The sequence below is a fragment of the Qipengyuania flava genome, assembly GCF_019448255.1.
Classification (GTDB): Bacteria; Pseudomonadota; Alphaproteobacteria; order Sphingomonadales; family Sphingomonadaceae; genus Qipengyuania; species Qipengyuania flava_A.
The window spans coordinates 1133521-1153913 of sequence record NZ_CP080410.1; the positions used below are offsets into that span (position 1 = coordinate 1133521).

General features: G+C 65.8%; 15 protein-coding genes. 3 read left to right on the forward strand and 12 right to left on the reverse strand.

All coding sequences use genetic code 11. The features are described 5' to 3' along the window. Window positions 1–27: 27 nt before the first annotated feature. Window positions 28–2754 carry a hypothetical protein gene (locus KUV82_RS05550; RefSeq protein WP_219955885.1) on the forward strand — a complete coding sequence of 909 codons (2727 nt, stop codon included), beginning with the start codon at window positions 28–30 and terminating at the stop codon, window positions 2752–2754. A gap of 4 nt (window positions 2755–2758) precedes the next feature. Here KUV82_RS05550 and KUV82_RS05555 read toward each other — a convergent pair whose 3' ends face one another. From KUV82_RS05555 to KUV82_RS05580, 6 genes are all read right to left on the reverse strand, one after another. Beyond that, a complete protein-coding gene (locus KUV82_RS05555; protein ID WP_219955886.1) occupies window positions 2759–3538 on the reverse strand; it encodes an esterase/lipase family protein in 780 nt (259 codons plus the stop codon). Beyond that, on the reverse strand, window positions 3535–5163 hold the full coding sequence (locus KUV82_RS05560; RefSeq protein WP_258319859.1) for a WS/DGAT/MGAT family O-acyltransferase: 1629 nt from the start codon (window positions 5161–5163) through the stop codon (window positions 3535–3537). The genes KUV82_RS05555 and KUV82_RS05560 overlap by 4 nt, the downstream gene beginning before the upstream one ends. Window positions 5164–5292: 129 nt before the next feature. Continuing rightward, window positions 5293–6465 (reverse strand): NAD(P)/FAD-dependent oxidoreductase, encoded by a 1173-nt coding sequence (locus tag KUV82_RS05565; RefSeq protein WP_219955887.1) that lies wholly within the window; start codon window positions 6463–6465, stop codon window positions 5293–5295. A gap of 42 nt (window positions 6466–6507) precedes the next feature. Further along, entirely contained in the window at window positions 6508–7905 is a 1398-nt protein-coding gene (locus tag KUV82_RS05570) for a peroxidase family protein (protein ID WP_219955888.1), read from the reverse strand. A 302-nt stretch (window positions 7906–8207) separates the two neighbouring features. Next, window positions 8208–9491 carry an APC family permease gene (locus KUV82_RS05575; protein WP_219955889.1) on the reverse strand — a complete coding sequence of 428 codons (1284 nt, stop codon included), beginning with the start codon at window positions 9489–9491 and terminating at the stop codon, window positions 8208–8210. 52 nt (window positions 9492–9543) lie between these two features. Continuing rightward, the gene (locus KUV82_RS05580) at window positions 9544–10269 is read right to left on the reverse strand and encodes a CPBP family intramembrane glutamic endopeptidase (RefSeq protein WP_219955890.1); all 726 of its coding nucleotides are present in this window, start codon (window positions 10267–10269) and stop codon (window positions 9544–9546) included. 101 nt (window positions 10270–10370) lie between these two features. Here KUV82_RS05580 and uvrC point away from each other — a divergent pair, with 101 nt between their 5' ends. Both uvrC and KUV82_RS05590 read left to right on the forward strand, forming a co-directional pair. After that, window positions 10371–12329, forward strand: coding sequence for an excinuclease ABC subunit UvrC (uvrC, locus tag KUV82_RS05585; protein WP_219955891.1), 1959 nt, complete (start codon window positions 10371–10373; stop codon window positions 12327–12329). A gap of 155 nt (window positions 12330–12484) precedes the next feature. Further along, on the forward strand, window positions 12485–13300 hold the full coding sequence (locus KUV82_RS05590) for a universal stress protein (RefSeq protein ID WP_219955892.1): 816 nt from the start codon (window positions 12485–12487) through the stop codon (window positions 13298–13300). A 4-nt stretch (window positions 13301–13304) separates the two neighbouring features. Here the strand turns inward: KUV82_RS05590 and KUV82_RS05595 are convergent, their stop codons facing one another. The 6 genes from KUV82_RS05595 to KUV82_RS05620 all read right to left on the reverse strand — a co-directional run bounded on the left by KUV82_RS05595 (window position 13305) and on the right by KUV82_RS05620 (window position 20362). Then, window positions 13305–15128, reverse strand: coding sequence for a DEAD/DEAH box helicase (locus KUV82_RS05595; protein WP_219955893.1), 1824 nt, complete (start codon window positions 15126–15128; stop codon window positions 13305–13307). Window positions 15129–15303: 175 nt separating this feature from the next. Beyond that, a complete protein-coding gene (locus KUV82_RS05600) occupies window positions 15304–16233 on the reverse strand; it encodes an acyl-CoA thioesterase (RefSeq protein WP_219955894.1) in 930 nt (309 codons plus the stop codon). Between the two features lie 21 nt (window positions 16234–16254). Continuing rightward, a complete protein-coding gene (locus KUV82_RS05605) occupies window positions 16255–17292 on the reverse strand; it encodes a hypothetical protein (RefSeq protein ID WP_219955895.1) in 1038 nt (345 codons plus the stop codon). Then, on the reverse strand, window positions 17289–18329 hold the full coding sequence (locus tag KUV82_RS05610; protein ID WP_258319860.1) for a GNAT family N-acetyltransferase: 1041 nt from the start codon (window positions 18327–18329) through the stop codon (window positions 17289–17291). Before KUV82_RS05610 ends, KUV82_RS05605 begins: the two co-directional genes overlap by 4 nt. A gap of 6 nt (window positions 18330–18335) precedes the next feature. Continuing rightward, entirely contained in the window at window positions 18336–19214 is an 879-nt protein-coding gene (locus tag KUV82_RS05615) for a cupin-like domain-containing protein (protein WP_258319861.1), read from the reverse strand. Continuing rightward, window positions 19211–20362 carry a GNAT family N-acetyltransferase gene (locus KUV82_RS05620; protein ID WP_219955896.1) on the reverse strand — a complete coding sequence of 384 codons (1152 nt, stop codon included), beginning with the start codon at window positions 20360–20362 and terminating at the stop codon, window positions 19211–19213. Before KUV82_RS05620 ends, KUV82_RS05615 begins: the two co-directional genes overlap by 4 nt. Between the last annotated feature and the right edge of the window lie 31 nt (window positions 20363–20393).

The following is a 20393-nucleotide window of genomic DNA, read 5'->3' on the forward strand; positions in this document are numbered from 1 at the left end:
GACTGGCCAGTACGAAAGGCACTTGCGTTGAAATCCCTGCCCCTTTTCGCATCCTCCCTGCTGGCGCTCGGCTGGAGCAACGCGCTCCTCGCCCAGGAGAGCGCGCAAACGCCCGAGCTATCCCCTGAAGAGCAGGAGGAGATCCTCTCCAGCCCCGGCACGATCGTCGTCTCCGGCCAGCGTATCCGCGGGCAGCTGATCGTCGACCAGCCGCCGATCGCGGAGTATGACGAGGAAGACATTGCGGCCTTCGGTGGCAGCTCCATCTCCGACATTATCGCCGCGATCGAACCCGCGACCGGCAGCGCGCGCGGCGGGCGCGGCGGCGGGCGGCCGATCTTCCTCATCAACGGCATCCGCGTGTCGAGCTTCCGCGAATTCTTCCGCTACCCACCGGAAAGCGTCGCCAAGGTCGAGGTCTTTGCAGAAGAGGTGGCGCAGCGCTTCGGGTTTTCGCCCGACCAGCGCGTCGTCAACATCGTGCTCAAGGAAAGCTTCGGCTCGCTCACGCTGGAAGTGGAAGCGGAGAGCCCCTCGCGCGGCGGCTATTGGCGCAACGAGCAGGAGGTGGGCTACCTCTCGATCCAGGATGGGGCGCGGATCAACCTCAACCTCGACGTTGAAGACGTCAGCCTGCTGACCGAAGACGAGCGTGGCCTCTCGCAGCCCTCGGCAATCCCCGGCGTAGCCGACGAAGCGCCGTTCCGCAGCCTCGTCTCCGACAGTTACGAAGTGGAAGCGACAGCCAACTACGCCAAGGCCTTCATCGACAGCGGTTCGTCGATCAGCCTAAATGTGACCGGTACCCGCTCTGAAGAGCTAGACCTGTCGGGCCTGCGGAGCATCGGCGGCATCACCGAGCCGATCGAGCGGCGCCAGCGCACCGACGCGCTGACAACGGCGGCAAGCTACACCCGCCCGCTGGGCGACTTCCGCCTAACCGCAACCTTCGATGGCGGACGGACCAGGACCCGCACCGAGATCGACCGCAACGCCGCGAGCGGCTTCGACACCGCGCGTTCGACCGTGTGGAACGCAACCAGCCTTGCCACCGTCCGCGGCATTGCCTTGGAAATCCCGGCCGGTGAAATCGCGACGACCTTCGATTTCGGCTACGACTGGCGCCGCATCGAGAGCGAGGACACGCGCACGCTGGTGCCGACGGACCTGACCCGCGGCGACCTGTCCGCAGGCGTCAACATCGTGGTCCCGCTCACCAGCCGACGTACTGGCTTTCTCGAGGCGGTTGGCGATCTGTCCATCACCGGGCAGGCGGGCATCAACCACCTTTCCGACTTCGGGACGCTGCAGGACTGGACGCTGGGCCTCAACTGGTCGCCGTTTGAAAGCCTCAACTTGCAGGCCACCCGCATCTGGCGCGAAGTGGCGCCGGGCCTCAGCGCGCTGGGCGCACCGCGGGTCGACCGCTTCAACGTTCCCGTCTTCGATTTCGCCAGCGGGCAAGACGTGCTCGCAACGGTCGTCAGCGGCGGCAATCCGGCGCTGGTGCGCGAAACGCAGTCGGACTGGAAGTTCGGTGCCAATTGGGAGTTGCCCTTTTGGGACGGCGCGCGGCTCCAGACCGATTACGCGATCAACCGCTCGCGCGATGTGACGCTGTCGTCGCCTGCCTTCACTTCGGCGTTCGAGCAGGCGTTCCCTGGCCGTGTGTCGCGCGACGGGGCCGGCAATCTGCTCGCCATCGATCAGCGACCGGTGACCCTTTTCGAAACGCGCAGCCGCACGCTCAGCTTCGGCTTGTCGACGCGCGGCCGTCTTGGTGGCGGCAGCCGTGGCGGCGAACAGGCGCGCGGCGGGAGGCCCGGCGGCGCGGGCGGGCAGGGCTTCGATCCCGAACGCTTCGCCCGCATGCGCGAGCAGTTCTGCTCTGCTTCGACGACCAACACGCCCGATATCTCCGGCCTGCCCGAGCGCATGCGTGCGCGGCTGGTCGATGAGAATGGCAATCCGGATCCCGAACGCATTGCGGCGGCCCGCCAGCGGCTGTGCAGCGCAGACGGCGCACCGAACGAGGATCGCCGGGCGGCCATGCGCGCTGCGCTGTGCGCGAACCCGCCGCAGATCGACCAATTGCCGCCGCCGATGCAGGCACGCCTGAGGGGCGAAGATGGCGAGATCGACCAGGAGCGGCTGGCCCAGGCCCGCGCGCGCATGTGTTCGGATGGTGGTGCGGGCGCTCCCCAGCAAGGCGCTCGTCCCGGTGCAGGCAGCGGCGGACCGCCGATGATGAACCCCTTTGCCCGCCGCGGGGGCGGGGGTGGCCGCTATTTCCTCAACCTCAACCACACGATCGCGCTCGAGAATGAAGTTGTGCTGTCAGCGGGCGGACCGGTGTTCGACCAGCTCGACGGATTCGTGATCGGCAGCGGCGCCATCCCCAAGCACAGCACGCGGCTTGAAGCGGGGCTGTTCATGGACGGATACGGTGTGCGCCTGTCGGGCCGCTATCTGGGCGAAGCTGTCCTTCGCGGCAGCGGCGTACCGGGATCGAGCGACCTGTTCTTCGGCGACCTCGTAACCTTCGATATCCGCGTCTTTGCCAATCTCGGGCAGGTGCTCGACCGCAACGAAGGCTTCCTCAAAGGCTTCCGCGTCGCCTTCGTGCTCGACAACGTGTTCGACGGGCAGCGCCGGGTGGTCGATGCAACCGGCGCCGTGCCCGACGCCTACGATCCGCGCCGTATCGACCCGGTCGGCCGCTACATCGGCATCGATCTGAGGAAGATGTTCTAGGCGCTCAGTGCAGCGCCCGCTGCGGGAACAGCAGCGCGGCGAGCCCGGTTGCGCGGAACGGCTTCCACGCGCCTTCGTCCTGCGCCAGCCTGTCGGCAATTGCGTAGATCGCCGCCGGGTTGACGCCGAGGCCGCAGTGGCTGGCATGCACTTCGATGTTCTCGCAATCCTCGCGGTCGCCGCATTGCACCGATCCGCGCCAATGGACGACACCGTCGGTCCGGGTGAGGATCGAGGTGGTGGGCACCGGCGGCGCTTCGGCAAGCTTGCGAAAATTCCCGCCCTGCATCGGCTCGGGCTCTTCGCCGTTCAGATATTCGAACAGGCGGCGCGCGTTGGTGTGGTTGCGGTCATCGCTGATGGGCGAACCGAGGCTGATGACGCTGCGAACCTTTTCCGGTGCCATCTTGGCGAGCTCGCGGGCGAAAACGCCGCCAAGGCTCCAGCCGACGATCGAGATTGTGCGGCCGGTGCGCTCGTGCAGCTCCTCCACGCAGCCCATCATCGCCTCGATCCGGGCGTTGTCGACGCGCACGTTGCGGCCCAGGTTCCAGCCGGCGGCTTCATAACCCAAGTCCGACAGCAGCGAGCGCAGCGGCGCGGTCGAGTAGTCGGAGGCCATGAAGCCTGGCAGCACGAGGACGCCGTGACCATCGCCGCGGGGCAGGCCCGACAGCAGCGGGCGCAGCGCGTAGAAGCTCGCCAGTTCGCCCATGGCCCGTCCCGGTTCGGCCAGCGTGAGCAGGCGGCTGGGCGGGCGGGCTTCGATTGCGGTTGTCGTCATGCTTTGGTCGGACCTTTCAGGGGTTGGGCAGCCTTGGGCTTCGAACGCCGGGTGGAGGTCTTGGTGCCTCCTTTTGCGGGTTCGGAAGGCTTTTTCTTCGGCGCGGCCCGCTTCTTGGCGGCGGGCTTTCGGGCCTTGGTGGGAGCGGCGGCCTTCTTGGGCGCCGCCTTTTTGGGTGCAGCTTTTTTGGGTGCCGGGGCAACCGCGTCCGTAGCGGCATCGCGGACTTCCTCGAAGCTGTCGCGGATGCACTGAGCGTAGAATTCGGGATCGTCCATCATCTCGCGGTCGGCGGTGAAGGCGATGGTGGCTTCCTTGGTGTAGCTCTGCACCACGTGACCAAGGCCCAGGCCGTCGGTCAGGCACAGCAAGCCCATCATGCTCTCCATCCGCGCGCCGGCGGAATAGATTGGTACGGGCGGTCCGGGCACATTGGTGACCACGGTGCTGAAAATCGGGCCGACCCCGCGGTTGGCGAGGCTGAGGCGGGTGTAGAGCTGCGCGCCGAGGCTCATCCACAGCGCCGGGCTGACCTTGCTCATCTCGGTCATGTTGCGCGCGCCCATCGCGTCGGTCATGGCCTTGGAATTGGTCGTCCGGTCGTTGACATAGGCAAGGCGCTCGATCGGATCTTCGATATGGGTGCCAAGCGGCGCGATCATCGCGGCCACCTGGTTCCCCATCGCGTTCTTCTCGTCCTTCGAGCGGACCGAAATCGGCGCCATCGCGGTAAGCGTTTTCTTCGGGAGCTCGTTCTTGCTTTCAAGGTAGCGGCGCATGGCCCCGCCGATGATCGTTAGGAAGACGTCGTTGACCTTGGCGCCTTCGTGCGCGGTGCGGATCGCCTTGATGTCGGAAAGCGGCACGCTCACGCCTTCGACCACGCGGTGCGGGCTGATCTTCTTGTTGAAGCGCGTCTTCGGCGCGATCATTTCGCTCGAGACGTCGAAATCCTTGGCTGCCAGTCCCTTGAGCGCCTTGGCCAGCCCCGGTGCAGCCTTGGCCGCGACTTCGAGCTGCTTCAATGGATTGGTGATCGCGTTGAAATAGCTCTTGCCGAGCAGCTCGACTGGGTTGGGGACCTTTTCCGGCTTCCATTCGTCCGGACCGGGCGGCGGCGGTTCGTCGGGCCGCAGCGTGTGGGTCGCTTCCATAAGGTCGATTCCGCTCATCCCGTCGATGGCGGCGTGGTGGACCTTGGTTATGTAGGCATAGCAGCCCTTGGGCAGCCCTTCGACATTGTCGAGACCCTCGACCACGGTGAATTCCCAGGGCGGTCGGTCGAGGTCGAGCGGGCGCGCGAAGATGCGCGCGGCCTGGATGCACAGCTGCCGCCAATCGCCCGGAGCGGGCAGGGCGACGTGGCGCACGTGGTATTCAAGATCGAAATCGGGGTCCTCGATCCAGTAGGGATAATCGAGGTCGAAGGGCACGCGCACCAGGCGCTGGCGCATGGTGGTGGAAAGCTGCAGGCGGCTTTCGAAGAAGGCTAGGATATCCTTGAAGCGGACGAAACCGCCCGGCGCAGTCGCAGGGTTGTAGATCAGGATCGACCCGATGTGCATCGGCGAGTTGCGCGTCTCGAGCGCGACAAAACTCGCATCCATGCCCTGGAGCTGCTGCATCCATCCTCCTGTGTCCCGTTGATCGGGAAACGGCCGGCTTTTGCCGGTCCGTATGCTGCAGACGCTAACAGGTGACAGTTTCGCGTCAACTTGCCGTCCCCGTAAACGCCTTCCCTATAGGGAGGTCGCCTAGAGAGCGTCGCCCGCCGCGACCCCGCTGGCCCAGGCCCACTGGAAGTTGTAGCCGCCCAGCCAGCCGGTCACATCGACGGCCTCGCCAATGGCGCAAAGGCCGGGAATTCGCTTTGCTTCCATGGTCTTGGAGGACAGCTCCGCGGTGGCGATACCGCCTACGGTGACTTCTGCCTTGGCAAAACCTTCGGTGCCGTTGGGACGGAATTCCCAGCGCTTGAGCCGCTCGCCGCCTGCGCGCAATTTCTTGTCGGGAAGGCTGCCTAGATCGCCGTCGAGACCGAGTTTTTCCGCAAGAATATCGGCGAGGCGCGCCGGAAGACGGTCACGAAGCAGCGATTTGATGGCCGTTCGCGGGGATCCCCGCTTGGCGTCGAGCAGCCATTCGGCGGTCTCATCGGGCAGGAAATCGACCAGCAGAGGCTCGCCCGGGCGCCAGTAGGAACTGGCCTGGAGGATGGCCGGACCCGACAGGCCGCGGTGCGTGAAAAGCGCCGCTTCGGGAAAGGCGGCCTTGCCCGCTTTCGCCACCACTGGCGCCGACACGCCGGAGATATCGCGGAACAGCACTTCCTCTCCGCCTAGCGTCAGCGGGACAAGGGCCGGGCGCGGCTCCACAACCTTGAGGCCGAACTGGCGCGCGAGGTCATAGGCAAAGCCGGTCGCGCCCATCTTGGGGATCGAGGGGCCTCCGGTGGCTATCACCAGCGCGGGCGCGCTGTAGGTGCCGGTCTGCGTGGTGACGGTGAAACCCTCGCCATGTTCGACCGAGGCGATCTCCTCGCCGCAACGTAGGGTCACATCGCCCTTCGCGCATTCCTCCAGCAGCATGGCGACGATCTGCTTGGCGGAGCCATCGCAGAACAGCTGGCCGAGCGTCTTCTCGTGCCAGGCAATGCCGTAGCTTTCGACGAGTTCGAGAAAATCGCGCGACGTGTACCGCGCCAGCGCCGACTTGGCGAAGTGCGGATTGCTCGACAGGTAGTTCGCAGGCCCCGCACCGATATTGGTGAAATTGCACCGCCCGCCGCCCGATATCAGGATCTTCTTGCCCGGCTTTTCGGCTCGTTCGAGCACCACCACGCGCTTGCCCCGCTGGCCCGCGCGGGCCGCACACATGAGGCCCGCGGCCCCAGCGCCCAGGACGATCGCATCGTAGCTGTGCTCCATGCGATGCGCCCTAGACGCCTTGGCGCGGCGCGCAAACCCTCGTTAGGGCTGGGCCGCGGTGACGAGCTTGCCAAGCGTGTCCCACTCAGGGCGGGGAGCCCAGTTGCGGTTGCTGCCGAGATAGGAGTGATCATCCAGCTCCAGCAATCCGATCAGGGTTTCGGCGACGATCGTCGCTCCCACAGGGCCGAGGCCTTCGCCTTCCTTGGTGCTGCCGTTCTCCTCCTCGCGTCCGATCACCTCGGCCTCGGCGAGGATGTAGAGCCACAACGGGATCCCGTAGCTCCCAATCCCTTCGCCAAGAGAAACGATGCGGGCGACGACCTTGTCGATCGTCGCCTGGTCGCAGCCGATCGCGGCCGCCACCTTTTCTCCGCCGGGGAGCAAGAAGGTGTTGCCGCGCAGCAGGTTGCGTGTGGCAAGCGAGCTCTCGGCGTTGGTGATGAACGGCAGGTCGAGCAGGTCGCCTGCCATGGTGAGGTCCAGCTTCTGCGCGCGTTCCACCTGGCGATTTTCAGGCGTGAAGAGCAACTCGTGCCAGTCAACGACGCCCTTCGGATCGGTGAGGGCATCGAAGCCCCGGCCCAGAATGGTGCCGAACAGCTCCAGCGCCGGCTTGCCCTTCTGGACCTGCACTTTCATCGGGATCATCGAATGCCCGAAGCGGTAGGCTGCGACCGAGAATTCGATCGGGATGAAGGGCACCTGCGCGCAATAGTGGCTGCGCCCGCAGCCGAGGATGCGGTTGACCAGGGGCTTGCCGCACATGACAGCGAGGAAATCGTTCACGACGCCCCATTGGTAATGCCAGGTGGTTTCCTGGCGGGCGTGTTCGTAGAGCTCGGCCCCTTCGTATCCCTCTTCGGCGTGCAGCACGTCGCAGACGTGATTGTGGAAGCGGATGATCGCCAGCTGGATCTGGCTGATGACCCGGTTCTCGTCATTGCGCGGATCTCCGATGATCGCGCGGCCGTTGGGGCTGCGCAGCAAGTCGTTGTCGCGCTCCCCGGCCTGGTTCGGATTATCGGCCCCGGTCAGCAGCTTCGCGCCCGCGAAGGGTCCGGTCTGGCTGAACAGGTAGGGCTGCGCCTCCGGGCCGACCCCGTAGATGCAGTCGAGGTCGAGTTGCGGGGTGCGCACATTTGCGATCTCCCCCGGGTTGTCGACCACGCTGTCGAAGGTGGTGCTGGCGTCCAGCGTGATGTCATGATCGAGGAACTGGCCGAAGAACACCATGCCAACAGGTACGCTGTCGGTCCGGTCGCTGCCTGATCCTCCGTCCATCGGGCCGCCCTTGCGCCCGATCGCTTCCAGCGTTCCCTTGGGCGTATAGGCGGGCGGCAATGTGCCGAACAGACGCCCGAAACGATCGTCTCTCTGGTCGGTGTCGGAATAGTGGGCGCGCTTGCAAAAGGCGTCCATGCCTTCGAGGGGTTTCATGCCATGGTGCTCGTGAGCGGACATCATTCGGTCTCCTGATTTGCAACAGAATGCGGGCGCGACCGTACGCCGCCGGAATCGGCGGATTTTCTTAACTCTTCTCGACTCGATGACGGAAAGTGTGGCCTTCAAGCCGTTGCGATTATTGTAGAAGTTCGCCGCGCAGCCGAAGGTGCCGGCTGACATTCGTTAACAAGAATGGTTAACGTCCCTGATTAGAGGATGTTACTCGCGCAACTGCCGGGGCGTTTTTCGCCAAGCCGTTTCGGCGGCGCGACCAACGCCTGAAGAAACGGGCCCCGTCAGGCCTCGTCGAGCGGGTATTCGGGCTTCTGGCGCGCAGCCACGAAGAACAGCAGCGTGCCCGTCGCGACGAAGCCGCCGAGCACCATCCACGACTGGGCCTGCGCCTGCGCCGCGATGAAAAGCGAGCTGCCGATCGCGAAGATCACGCAGGCCAGGTGCAGCGGCACGATGCGCCCCTCGCGGTACTCGAGCACGGGCAGGGCGCTGCTGGTGATGATGTAGGTGACGAGCCGCACCAGCGTGCCAGCGACGGCTAGCACCTCGAAGCCCTCCCACAGGCCGAACAGGATCGCGACCACGCCGTAGAACAGGATCGCGTTGAAGGGCGTCAGGAACTTCGGGTGGACGTATTCGAACCAGCGCGGGAGCATGCCGCGCTCGGCCATGCCGTACATCAGCCGGGGCTGGGCGACGCCGCTTGCGAAGTTGTTCGCACCAATGGAAAAGCTCGCCGCGATCACGATGGCGAGTGAGCCGATCTGGCCCATCGATGCGCCCGCAACACCGGCCAGCGCGTTGTTCTCGCCCGCGAACTCGGGCCCGATAGCGATGAAGGCCCAGATGATCGCCATGTAGAGCAGCGTCACACCGCTCACCATGGTGACGATGGAGAGCGGTACGTCGCGCTTGGGGTTCTTGAACTCGCCCGCCGCCTCGACCACGCCTTCGAAGCCGATGAAGGCATAGAAGGTGAGGAGGATAACGGTCTCGACCGCGCTGAATTCGGGCAGGGTGACTGCGCCCATGCCGTCGCCTGCGAACAGGGCCGAGATAACCAGCAGGCCGAGCGGGATCAGCTTGATCGCGGTCATGAAGCCCAGGGTGCCGACCGAGGCGCGCATGCCGTAGAGGTTGATGATGGTGATGAAGGCCAGCCCGATGCCGGCCGCGATCGGCGTCACGCCCGGCTCGCCCAGCCACGGGAAGACCGCGGCGAGATAGGCGACCATCACGTGCATGTTCGCCGCCGCCGTCACGATGGCACTTGCGTAGCGCGCCCAGCCCGCCTGGAAGCCGACGAAGCGCCCGAACGCGGCCTCGCCATAGAGCACCGAGCCGCCGCTATGCTCGAACCGGCTCGCCATCCATGCGTAGCACAGCGCCAGCGGCAGGAAGAGGATCCCGCCGATCAGCATCATCCACGGCGCGAAATTGCCAACCGCCGCCACCAGCACGGCGGGCAGGGCAAAAATCCCTGCGCCGATCATGCCGTTCAGCGGAAAGAGCGAGGTGCCCCAGAAGCCGACTGTGCGCGGCGGTGCGAGTTTGGTCCCGTCCATGCACGGGAGGTGCCCGCAATCGCGCGGGCACGCAAGCGCGCTTGTGGAAGGCTCAGGTCTCGCCGAGATAGAGCGCGACGAAATTGATCGTGTCGATCATCCCGTGGACCAGCACCAGCGGCCACAAATTGCGCTTCAGCAGTAGGAAGGAAATGCCGAGGGCGAGGCCGATCAGCCCGGTCATCACCAGCCCGAAGAGGCCCTGGTAATAATAGTGCCCGTAGCCGAAGATTAGCGCGGGCAGCAGCACGGCGATTGCGAGCCGGCCAGGCACGCCCGCAAGTCCGTCGGCAAGGCGGGTGACCATGTAGCCGCGGAAGAACATTTCCTCGCCAAAGGCCGCGCTGGTCCAGACGATGGCGAGCCACACGAGCAGCATGGTGAGATTGCCCTCGACGCTGCCGAAGCGCGCCTCGACCCCGGAGGTGTCGCCGCGGGTCAGGCCCATGGGCTCTCCGACGAAGAGCACGAGCGCGACGACGCAAGCGAACAGCGCGAAGGGCACAAGCGCCTTCGGCAGGACCAGCGCCTTCGCCTTCCACCCTGGCAAACGGATGAGGCCCATGTCGCGCCAGGTCACGCCGCGGGCGCGCATGTAGAGCGTCAGCACCACCAGCGTCAGAAGGAGCGACATCGGCCCGGAGTACGCCCAGGCAATCTCGGCAAATACCAGCCGCGACCCGAAAGCAAGTGCGGTAAAGGCGAGTACCTCAAGCACGACCCACCAGTTGGCGGACGATTTCTCTTCCATCGGATGGATGGCGGCGCTGGCCTGCATAGTCGTTCCTCGTTAGTGTATTTGTGTAGCAATACAGCATGACGAGGGCTTGGCAAGCGCCGCGATTGTGAAATGGTCCGCTACCGCCTATCTGCTGCCCCATGACGCGGACGAAAGCCGGTTCTCCCCACGATCCGAGAGGCAAGGAGCGTTTCAACGAGGAACGCGCCACCAAAGTCGTGGCCAGCGCGCAGCCCGATCTGGAAACCGGTATCAGGACCATCCGCGAGACGGTGAAGACGCTGAAACCGCGCCCCGGCGTCTATCGGATGCTCGATACCCGCGGCGACGTACTTTATGTCGGCAAGGCGCGTAGCCTGAAGGCGCGCGTGGCGAATTACACGCAGGTGAAGGGCCTTTCGAACCGCCTCCAGCGCATGGTCAGCCAGTGCCGCGCGATGGAGATCGTCGTGACGAACTCCGAGGCCGAGGCGCTGCTTTTGGAAGCGCAGCTGATCAAGCGCTACCGCCCGCCGTTCAACGTGCTGCTGCGCGACGACAAGAGCTTCCCCTTCATCCTGCTGCGCGCCGATCATGCCTATCCGCGCATCCAGAAGCACCGCGGCGCGCGCAAGGCCAAGGGCAATTACTACGGCCCCTTCGCCAGCGCCGGTTCGGTCAACAAGACGCTGAACGCGCTGCAGAAACTGTTCTTGCTGAGGAGCTGCACCGATAGCTTCTTCAACAACCGCGACCGGCCCTGCCTGCTTTACCAGATCAAGCGCTGCAGCGCCCCCTGCGTCGGGCGGATCGACGAGGCAGGCTACGAAAGCCTGGTGCGCGAGGCAAAGGACTTTCTCGGCGGCAAGTCGAGCGCGGTCCAGCAGGACCTCGAAAAGCAGATGGCGAAGGCGGCCGAGGATCTCGATTTCGAAACCGCGGCGATCTTGCGCGACCGCCTGCGCGCGGCGACCTTCATCCAGGGCAGCCAGGCGATCAATGCGGCCGGTGTGGGTGACGCCGATGTCTTCGCGCTTGCCGCCAAGGGCGGGCAGGTGGGCGTGCAGGCCTTCTTCATCCGCGGCGGCCAGAACTGGGGCCACCGCACCTTCTACCCGCGCAACACGGGTGACCTCGAAAAAGCCGAGGTGCTCTCCAACGTGCTGCTGCAATTTTACGAGGAGGTGCCCCCGCCGCGCACGATCCTTGTCGACCGAGAACTGCCGGAACAGGAGCTGGTCGCCGAGGCGCTGGCCGAAAAGGCGGGCCACGCGGTTGCCATCTCGATCCCCCAGCGCGGCGATCGGCGCAAGCTGATGGAACAGGCCCAGCGCAACGCGGTCGAGGCGCTCGACCGGCGGCTGGCTGAAAGCGGCACCAAGGCGAAGATCCTGCGTGAGCTGGCGGAATTCCTCGAGCTCGATGAGGTGCCTCAGCGGATCGAGGTTTATGACAACAGTCACATCCAGGGGGCCAAGGCGGTGGGCGCGATGGTCGTCGCCAGCCCCGAAGGCTTCGAAAAGGGCCAGTACCGCAAGTTCAACATCAAGAGCGCGCAGACCAACGACGATTTCGGGATGATGCGCGAGGTGATGGAACGCCGGTTCCGCAACCTGGCCGAAAACCCTGATGGCGAAACCGGCAAGGCCAACAGCCACGAAACCGTGTGGCCCGACCTCGTCCTGATCGATGGCGGCAAGGGGCAGATGTCCTCGGTGCGCGATACGCTGGAGGAGATGGGGATCGAGCACGTGCCGCTGATCGCCATCGCCAAGGGCCCGCACCACGGGCGCGAGGGGCGCGAGGTGTTCCATTTCCCCGACGGGCGCGAGAAGACGCTGCCGGTCAATTCGCCGCTCTTGTTCTATCTCCAGACCCTGCGCGACGAAGTGCACCGCTATGTCATCGGCGCGCACCGCGCCAAGCGCAGCCGGGCGATCACGGCTTCCCCGCTCGACGAGATCCCGGGCATCGGCCCGGCCCGCAAACGCGCGCTGCTGCTGCATTTCGGGACGGCGGGGAAGGTCAGGGCGGCTGCGCTCGACGATTTGAAACGCGCGCCCGGCATCAGCGAGGGCGTGGCGCAGCAAATTTACGACTTCTACCACGCGGGCGGGTGAGCGCTCAGCTGGTTTCCGCGCGGCCTCGCGGCAATCGATAATTGGCCGGCAATTCACGAGATTGATCTGCATCAAGGCGCTCAGGGGCGCCGAGGCGTACTCCAATGCTTACGAAACAGGCCGGGACGGCCCGGCGAACGGCAGAGGAGAGACCCATGCGATCGATACTGGTTCACGCTCACGATGATGGCGCTTTTGGCAAGCGGCTCGATGTCGCGCTTGACCTTGCTCGCGTGTTCGAGGGGCATCTCAGCCTGCTGCACGCCTTTCCCTATTCCTCGGGCACCATGACCGACCTGCACGGCGCGGCCTTTGCCGCCATGACGCCGATCTGGAAGGAGGCGGCCGCTGAAATGCGCGAGCGGGTGGAGGCCGACATGGCCAACGAAGACGTGCCCTGGGATTGGCGCGAAGCCTCCGGCCCGGCGGCGCTTGCGCTGCTGCGGCATTCCTCGCTCATGGACCTGATCGTGCTGGGTGCCAGTGAGCCGATCGACAAGGGCAAGGCGCCCTCGTGGACCGCGGGCGAGCTGGCGATTTCGGCGAGCTGCCCGGTTATGGTGCTGCCCGAAGACTGCAAGCGTTACGAACACGAAGCGCCCGCGCTTGTCGCTTGGGACGGGTCGGCCGAAGCGAGCCATGCGCTGCGTGCGGCCATGCCGCTGCTGCGCAAGGTGGAGAAGGTCTATCTCGCCAGCGTCGCCGAACGGGGCACAGCCGAACCCGAGCTACCGGCGCTGGGCGGGGCCGATTACCTGGCCCGCCACGGCATCGCCTGCGAGGTGGTCGAGCTTGGCGAGCCCGGCAAATACGGCGTTGCGGGCGCGCTGAACGAGGCCGCCGAGCTGCGTCGCTGCGGATTGCTCGTGATGGGCGCCTATGGCCACACGCGGATCGGCGAGCGCATCTTCGGCGGGGTGACGCGCTCGATGCTATCGGACGTGCGCGTCCCGCTGCTGCTGAAGCACTGAGGGCTTACTGGGCGCGCTTGAACGCGCCCGGCTTGCCCTTGCCGCCGCCCTTGCCATGGGGTTTGCCCTTGGCGCCGGGCTTGCCGCCCTTGCGGAACGCCGGTTTCCCGTGCGGCTTGCCATAGCCCGGCTTGCCGCGCGGCGGCTTGCCGTGGGGGCGGGGCTGGACCTCACCGCCGGAAAACTGACGACGGTTCTCCCGCGCACCAACGCGGGGGCCTTCGGGTGCTTCCTCGATCAGGATGGCGTCCTGCTCTTCCTGGTCCGGCTGTGCGGTGCGCTGGACGGTGTCGGCGAACTTGGCCGCGATCGGGCGCGGGATCTGGAACCAGCTTTCACGCTGGCCAATGCGGATCGCTCCGATCTCGTTGCGCGTGATGTGGCCGCGGCGGCAAAGCATCGGGAGAATCCAGCGCGGTTCGGCCTGTTGGCGGCGGCCGATGTCGATGCGGAACCAGACCACGTCCTCAAAACCGGGACGATGGCGTTCGGTCTTGGCCTTCTCGCGTGCTTCAGGCGTGTTGGCGAGCAGCTCTTCGGGCTGCGGCAGTTCGGCGCGGTGTGCCTGGACGAGCGCTGCGGCAATGTCCTCGGGCGACATGCGCGCCATCAGCTCGCTGGCCAGCTCGCGGTCGTGATCCTCGACCTCGCGCGGCTGGGTGATGGTTTCCAGCAGGCGGGCGTGATCCTTGGCGTGAATGGCCTCGGCGGTGGGCGCGTCCATCCATTCCGCCTCGATCCGCGCGCCGCGCAGCATGCCTTCGACACGGCGACGGCGGTTGTAGGGCACCACGATGGCCGCCGTGCCCTTCTTGCCCGCGCGGCCCGTGCGGCCCGAACGGTGCTGGAGGGTTTCGGCATCACGCGGAATCTCGACATGGATCACGAGGCTGAGCGTCGGCAGGTCGATGCCGCGTGCGGCAACGTCGGTGGCCACGCACACACGGGCGCGCCGGTCGCGAAGCGCCTGGAGCGCCTGGTTGCGCTCGCTCTGCGAATGCTCGCCCGACAGCGCGACGACCCCGAAACCGCGGTTCTGCAAGGTGGCGTGGAGACGGCGCACGCTTTCGCGCGTGGCGCAGAAACAGATCGCGGTTTCCGCTTCGTGGAAGCGCAGCAGGTTCACCACCGCGTTCTCGATCTCCGAGGGAGCGACGGTGACAGCCTGGTAGGCGATATCGCCATGCCCGCGCGTTTCGCCGACGAGGCTGAGGCGCAGCGCGTCTTGCTGGTAACGCTCGGCGAGGCGTTCGATCGGGCGCGGCATGGTGGCTGAGAACAGCAGCGTGCGGCGCGTTTCGGGCGTCGCGTCGAGGATTTCCTCGAGGTCTTCGCGGAAGCCCATGTCGAGCATCTCGTCCGCTTCGTCGAGGACGACGCCGATCAGGCCCGACAGGTCGAGCGCGCCGCGTTCGATGTGATCGCGCAGGCGGCCGGGCGTGCCGACGACGATGGCCGGGCCACCGCGCAGGTTGCGGCGTTCCTTGCTGGCATCCATCCCGCCGACGCAGGTCGCGATGCGAAGGCCCGCACCGGCATAGAGCCAGCCGAGCTCGCGGCTCACCTGCAACGCCAGTTCGCGCGTGGGCGCAATGACCAGCGCCAGCGGGCTTTCAACCAGCGGCGAACCGCCCAGTTCGGCGAGCAGCTGGTCGGCCAGCGCAAGGCCGAAGGCCACGGTCTTGCCGCTGCCGGTCTGCGCGGAAACGATGAGGTCGCGGCCCTGCGCATCGGGCGCGGAAACCGCTTCCTGCACGGGGGTGAGGGCGGAATAGCCGCGTTCGGCCAAGGCCTCGCCGATCACCGGCGGGAGGTGGGAAAAGGACATGTCGGTCTTTCGGTTTCGCGCGCCTGCAAAAGGGAAAGGGCGGCGCGCCATGTGGCGGGCAGGGGCCCGCAGTTGGCGGCCCTATACACAGCTTGCGCGCAAATAGCCCGCATTATTTTGCAGGTGCGAAATGGAACGCGTGTTGCGGTGCCGATCCGGGCCCAAAAAGGCGCGGCTAATCGCCCTTCTTCACCCGCCGCCGCATCATGCCTTCCTGCGCCACGCTGGCGACCAGTTCGCCGGCGCGGTTGAAGATGCGGCCGCGGTTGAAGCCGCGCCCGCCGCCGCTCCACGGGGCGTCGGTGGCGTAGAGCAGCCATTCGTCGGCGCGTGCCGGGCGGTGGAACCAGATCGCGTGGTCGAGGCTCGCGCCGACCAGCTCCCCGCGCATCCAGGATAGGCCGTGCGGCAGCGCGCTGGTGCCGAGCAGCGTGTAGTCGCTCGCATAGGCGATGACGGCGCGGTGCAGCGCCGCATTGTCTTCGATCGAGGGCAATGGGGCAACGGTGCGGAACCAGCTGTGTGCGCGCGGTTCGCGCGGCTCGCTGTTCATCCAGTGCAGCCGGTCGACAGTGCGCATGTCGATAGGACGCGGGCGCAGGACCAGGGCGCGCTGCTGTTCGGTCATGCGGTCGCCCGCGCGCTCGACCATCTTGTGGCGCATCTCCATATCGCTCTTGAGCTCTTCCGGCGGAGCGACATCGGGCATGGTCACATCGTCGTGACTGAGGCCCTCTTCCGGCTTCTGGAAGCTGGCGGTGAGGTTGAGGATCGGGCGCGGGTTGCCCTCTTCGTCCGGCTGGCTTGCGACCACGCGGCGGTTGGCAAAGCTGCGCCCGTCGAAATCGCGCGCGGTGCTATAGGAAATGTCGACCCCTTCCTTGCCCCCGCGCAGGAAATAGGCGTGGAGCGAGTGTGCCTCGAGCCCCTCGGGCGCGGTCGCCTGGGCGGCCTGCAGGGCCTGCGCGATGACCTGGCCGCCGAACACGCGGCCAACCCCGCCAGGCTGCTTGCGGCCGGTGAAGGCGTCCTCGCCATCGCGCGATACGGTCAGGAGGCGGACGAAGCCGTCCACCAGCTCTTCGGGTTTCTTTTCGCTACTCACCCGCTTGGCTTTGCGGGCGCTTTACGCGTCCGTCAAGCGGCCCGGGACCGTCCACTGCCGAAAGGCGTAGGCAGCAAGGCCGATGGCGATGAACAGCTCGCGATATTCGGAGCTGTCGTACATCATCAGCATCGTGTCGCCGGTCACCAGAATAGCGGCCTGCCCGCCCGTAACCCATAGGGCCAATGCAGCCCAAAACGCGCGCCCCTTCGTAGTGGAGCTGGAGGCTGCAAAAGCGAGGCAGACACCCAGGGTGATCCAGCTGGTCGCCTGCACGGGAAGCAGGGTCCAGTGGCTGTATGTGAACACGACCATGGGTGCAGAAATTGCCGCTACCGTCCGGTCGGGCAAGAACGAGGCGAAGGGGGCGAGAACCGGCAGGCGCGCCAGCGCGCTCTCCCGGACGAGTGGCAGCAGGACGAGAAACAGCCCGGTCGAGGAATAGAGTAGCAATTCGGCGATGTCGGTCTGGAAATTGTGCAGGTTGAACTCGCCCTGCCAGTTGCGTTCGGCAACGCCCGCTGGCGTTTCGAAACCGATCTGGCGCTGGAACCAGCTGACTTCCTCCATTCCCATGAGGAAGAAAAGGAAAGCGAATCCGACCGCGATCATCAGGTGAAGCTTGCGAAACCGCGTGGTTGCACTTTCGCGCCAGCTTCGCAGCGTGCGCTGCGCCATGAAGGCAGAGGCAGCGAAGAGAAGCGCCGCCGAAAGCCACTCGATGGCGCTGTCTTCAGCGCCCACTGTAGCGAATTGTTGCGGATTCGCGCGAAGGAGAGCCAGGCTGCCGACCGAAACCAGCATGGTCACCCAGGCAAGGGCGAGGGCGCGTTTGCCGATCCCTTCAGGCCAGCTCCCCGTGCCCGCGATGGCCGCCACCAGTACAAGACTTAGCACGGCGGTGAGGGCCAGCTTGGCGATGCTCCAGGCATCGAAGCTCGGTTCGACCTCACGCGCAAAGTGCAGCCCCAGGGCCACACCCTCGTATACCGCGACCCCGATCATGAAGGCGATCAGCACGCCGGCTGCGGCGAGAACCCGAAGGACCGGCGCGCTCATGCGGAGCGGACCCACAGCGGCTTCAGCAGCCGGCGCCAAAGCGAACCGCGAACGAAAAGGAGATCGACTAGCTGTTCACCCGGTTGGGCGCCCATTTCGCCCTTGTATCCCGCATCGCCCACTCCCCAGCTGATCCGCCTGGTGCCCATTTCGGCAGCGCGGGCGAAGTCATCGTAAAGGAGCACGCGTCCAGGACCGAACTGGGTGAAGCGCTCGTCGAAATTGTTGGCGATGCAGTAGCGGACGTCGCCTGTGTCGATGCCGAAGGCGAAAGCCGCCGGGACGTCGCCGATCCACATCACGCTGCCGCAGATCATGGCCGCCAGGACAGGATCTGCGCACAGGCTTTCCCAATAGGCGCGGATCTCCGGGTCGAGGAACTTGGTGTCGCCGCCATCTTCGAGTTTGCCGACCCAGCTAGCCGCCTCAATCGCTCCCATGGCGTCGCGCTGGGCGGTGGTCCAGTCGGCGCCTGTAAAGAATTCGATACGGATGGGGCCACCGTCTTCTTCGAGACGGCGCTTGCGCCAACGGTTCTTGCGCTGCGTCTTGGTGGAAGGCCAGGGTTCGTCTTCGGCCAGCGCCGCGAGATCGAGCTCGTAGAGTTGGCCAAGTGGCCGTTCGATCGCGTGCCATCCGGCACGCTCGGCGGCGCTCCGCAGCAGTTCCAGTGCGGGGTCGCCAGCTATGGCGGGGCCAAGGCGCCAGATCCGGCCGAGGCGCTTGCTATCTCGCGCAAGGGCGTCAGCGAGATCACTGATCGGCGTTGCGGCCGCGACCGGCACGCCGCGAAACGGCCAGTAGCCCCCGGCAATCTCGCGAATGGCGAAAGGGCCTATCTTGCGTTCGCCAAGAGCAAATCCGGCGAGGGGCGCCCCGTCGGACGCTGCCGCAACGAAGAGGTCGGTTGGTGCCGGCCGGCGGGATGACAGCCAACGGGCGCGCAGAAACCGTCGCTCGGCAGCGTCGGCTTCGGCCAGCGCGTCGATCATCGCCGCCGCGCGCGCCTGTGGGTCGGCAGGATCCATAACGCCCATTAGCGTTCAGTTGCCTGCGCCGAAAGCCCTTCGCCATGCCCGGAAGGCGAGCGATTTCGCTTGGTTGCTGGCCGGCCAGCGCTTGGGTGGCTGGGGATGGACGCCCAGCTTGCGTACGAGCCGGTTGAACGAGCGAGCGCCGGCCTCGGCATAGCTCCATTCGCTGCGCCACGTGACCGACAGCGAAACCGAAACTTCCGGGCCGTTGCGCACGAAATGCGGCGCCATGACAGGCACGAACAGCGCATCGCCAGGGCCGAGGTGCCAGGAATGGCCACCAGGGGCCATGTTGTCGCGCCAGGGCAGTTCCGCCGGTCCGCCCGCGTGATAGCGCTCGTGGCACTCGTCTGCCGCGTAAAACGGATCGCCAGCCGGAAATTGCGTGAAGGTCTTCGTGCCGCGCAGCTGGAACAGGATGTTGTGCTCGGGGTCGAAATGATAGGGCGTGACGCCGCCGGGAGAGGTGACGAAGATAAAGCCCTGGATGTTGATCACGGGGCCGGTCTTCGCCTCGATCGCGGGTCGCAGCTCGGTGAGCATGTCCTCGAGCAGCGCGCGGTAGGCGGGGTCCTGGTCAACTTCGCGCAGGGCCACCCAGCTTTCGCTCGTCGCAATATTGCGGATCCGGTCCCCGACATTCTCGAGCAGCTGCTCGGGCCGGTCGGTCACGCCAACAGGCTGCGCGCCAAGGTTCGACTCGATGTATTTCGGGTCGAGGCGGTCGGCGAGATCGCCCAGCGCATCCAGCGTCATCAGCGGATGGGTGTGGAACGTGTGCGAAAGCGTGTGCGCCGTCTCGGGATAGGCTTCCGCGAACCGTGCCCGCGATTGGCTGTCGAACAGGCTGTCGGCCACGAAGGCCTCGGGTTTGGATTGCATCGTCATGATTCAATAGACCTGCGGCATTCGTAGGAAATCAGGGGGGAGAAGGCGGCGCGGCGGAGCGGACCGCCGATGGCGACCGAAACCCGGCCGATCTGCCGCCGGCCATTCCACAGCTTGGTCATGACCGGGTGGTCGGCGGCCGCGCAGCTGTCGCACCAGGTCGCCTGATCCTGATCGAGGATCTCGAAATAGGCGTTTTCGAGCAGCACGCCCGGCGAATATTTTCGGTAGGCGGCATCGATTGCTGTCTTGAAGCCGAAGGTGGTGCGTCCATCGGCGGCGCGGAAGTTGACCAGCATGGCGATCGGCTGGCCATCCAGCGTCAGTTCGCAGCGGATCAGTGCGTCTTCGCCGGCGCCCTTGGCGAGCGCTTGGGCGAAGGTCGAGCGCGTGTGTTGGTCGCAGGCGAGCGCCGATCCCGCTTCCCCTTTCCAGCCCGACGCTTCGATCCGCAGGAAATCCCCGATCCAGCGTTCGATATCGTCTGTCCCCGCATGCCAGCGGAAGGCGACCTCGCCGCGCTCTGCCAACAACCGGGCCTGGCGGCGCCACTCCTTGCGGCGCTTTTTCGACAGGGTGGTCTCCCGGTAAGCCTCCGCGCCAAGCGCCGTGTCGAGCACCGGGCGTTCGAACGCGTCGACCACACCCAGTTTGCGTCCCTCTTCGTCGCAGACAGACTGAAGCGCTGCGAAGACCTCGCCATCGAGGGAAAGGCACTGGAGGTGCAGGAATAGCGCGTAGTTCGTGGCCCTATCCGCATGGGCGAGCGTAGCGCGCCAAAACCCATGTTCATGGCCGCGACGGACCAGCGGAGTGCCCAGAAACATGTTGGCGTGAGCCCAGTTCCTCAGGTGCAAGAGCGGTTTCCCGCCATAGCTAGCGACACTGGAAAGCGGCATCAGGCCGCAAAGGGTCCCGTCCACTTCGTAAGCAAGCAGCATGGCCTTGCCGTCGGCGTTGAACTGCTCGAGCGACGGCAAAAGGTACCAGCTTTCCAGGAAGGGGTTGGCTTCGCTCGCCTCGGCCGCAAGGTCGGCCCACTCGTCGGGAACGAGGGCGCAGCCCGCCTCCGTTGCGGCAAAGATGCGCAGCCGAGCGGGCGCAGGACCCTGTGCCACGAACTCGCGCGAATAGGTTGGTCTGACCACGAAAGGTCCCCCCGCTTGGCGTTTACCATGG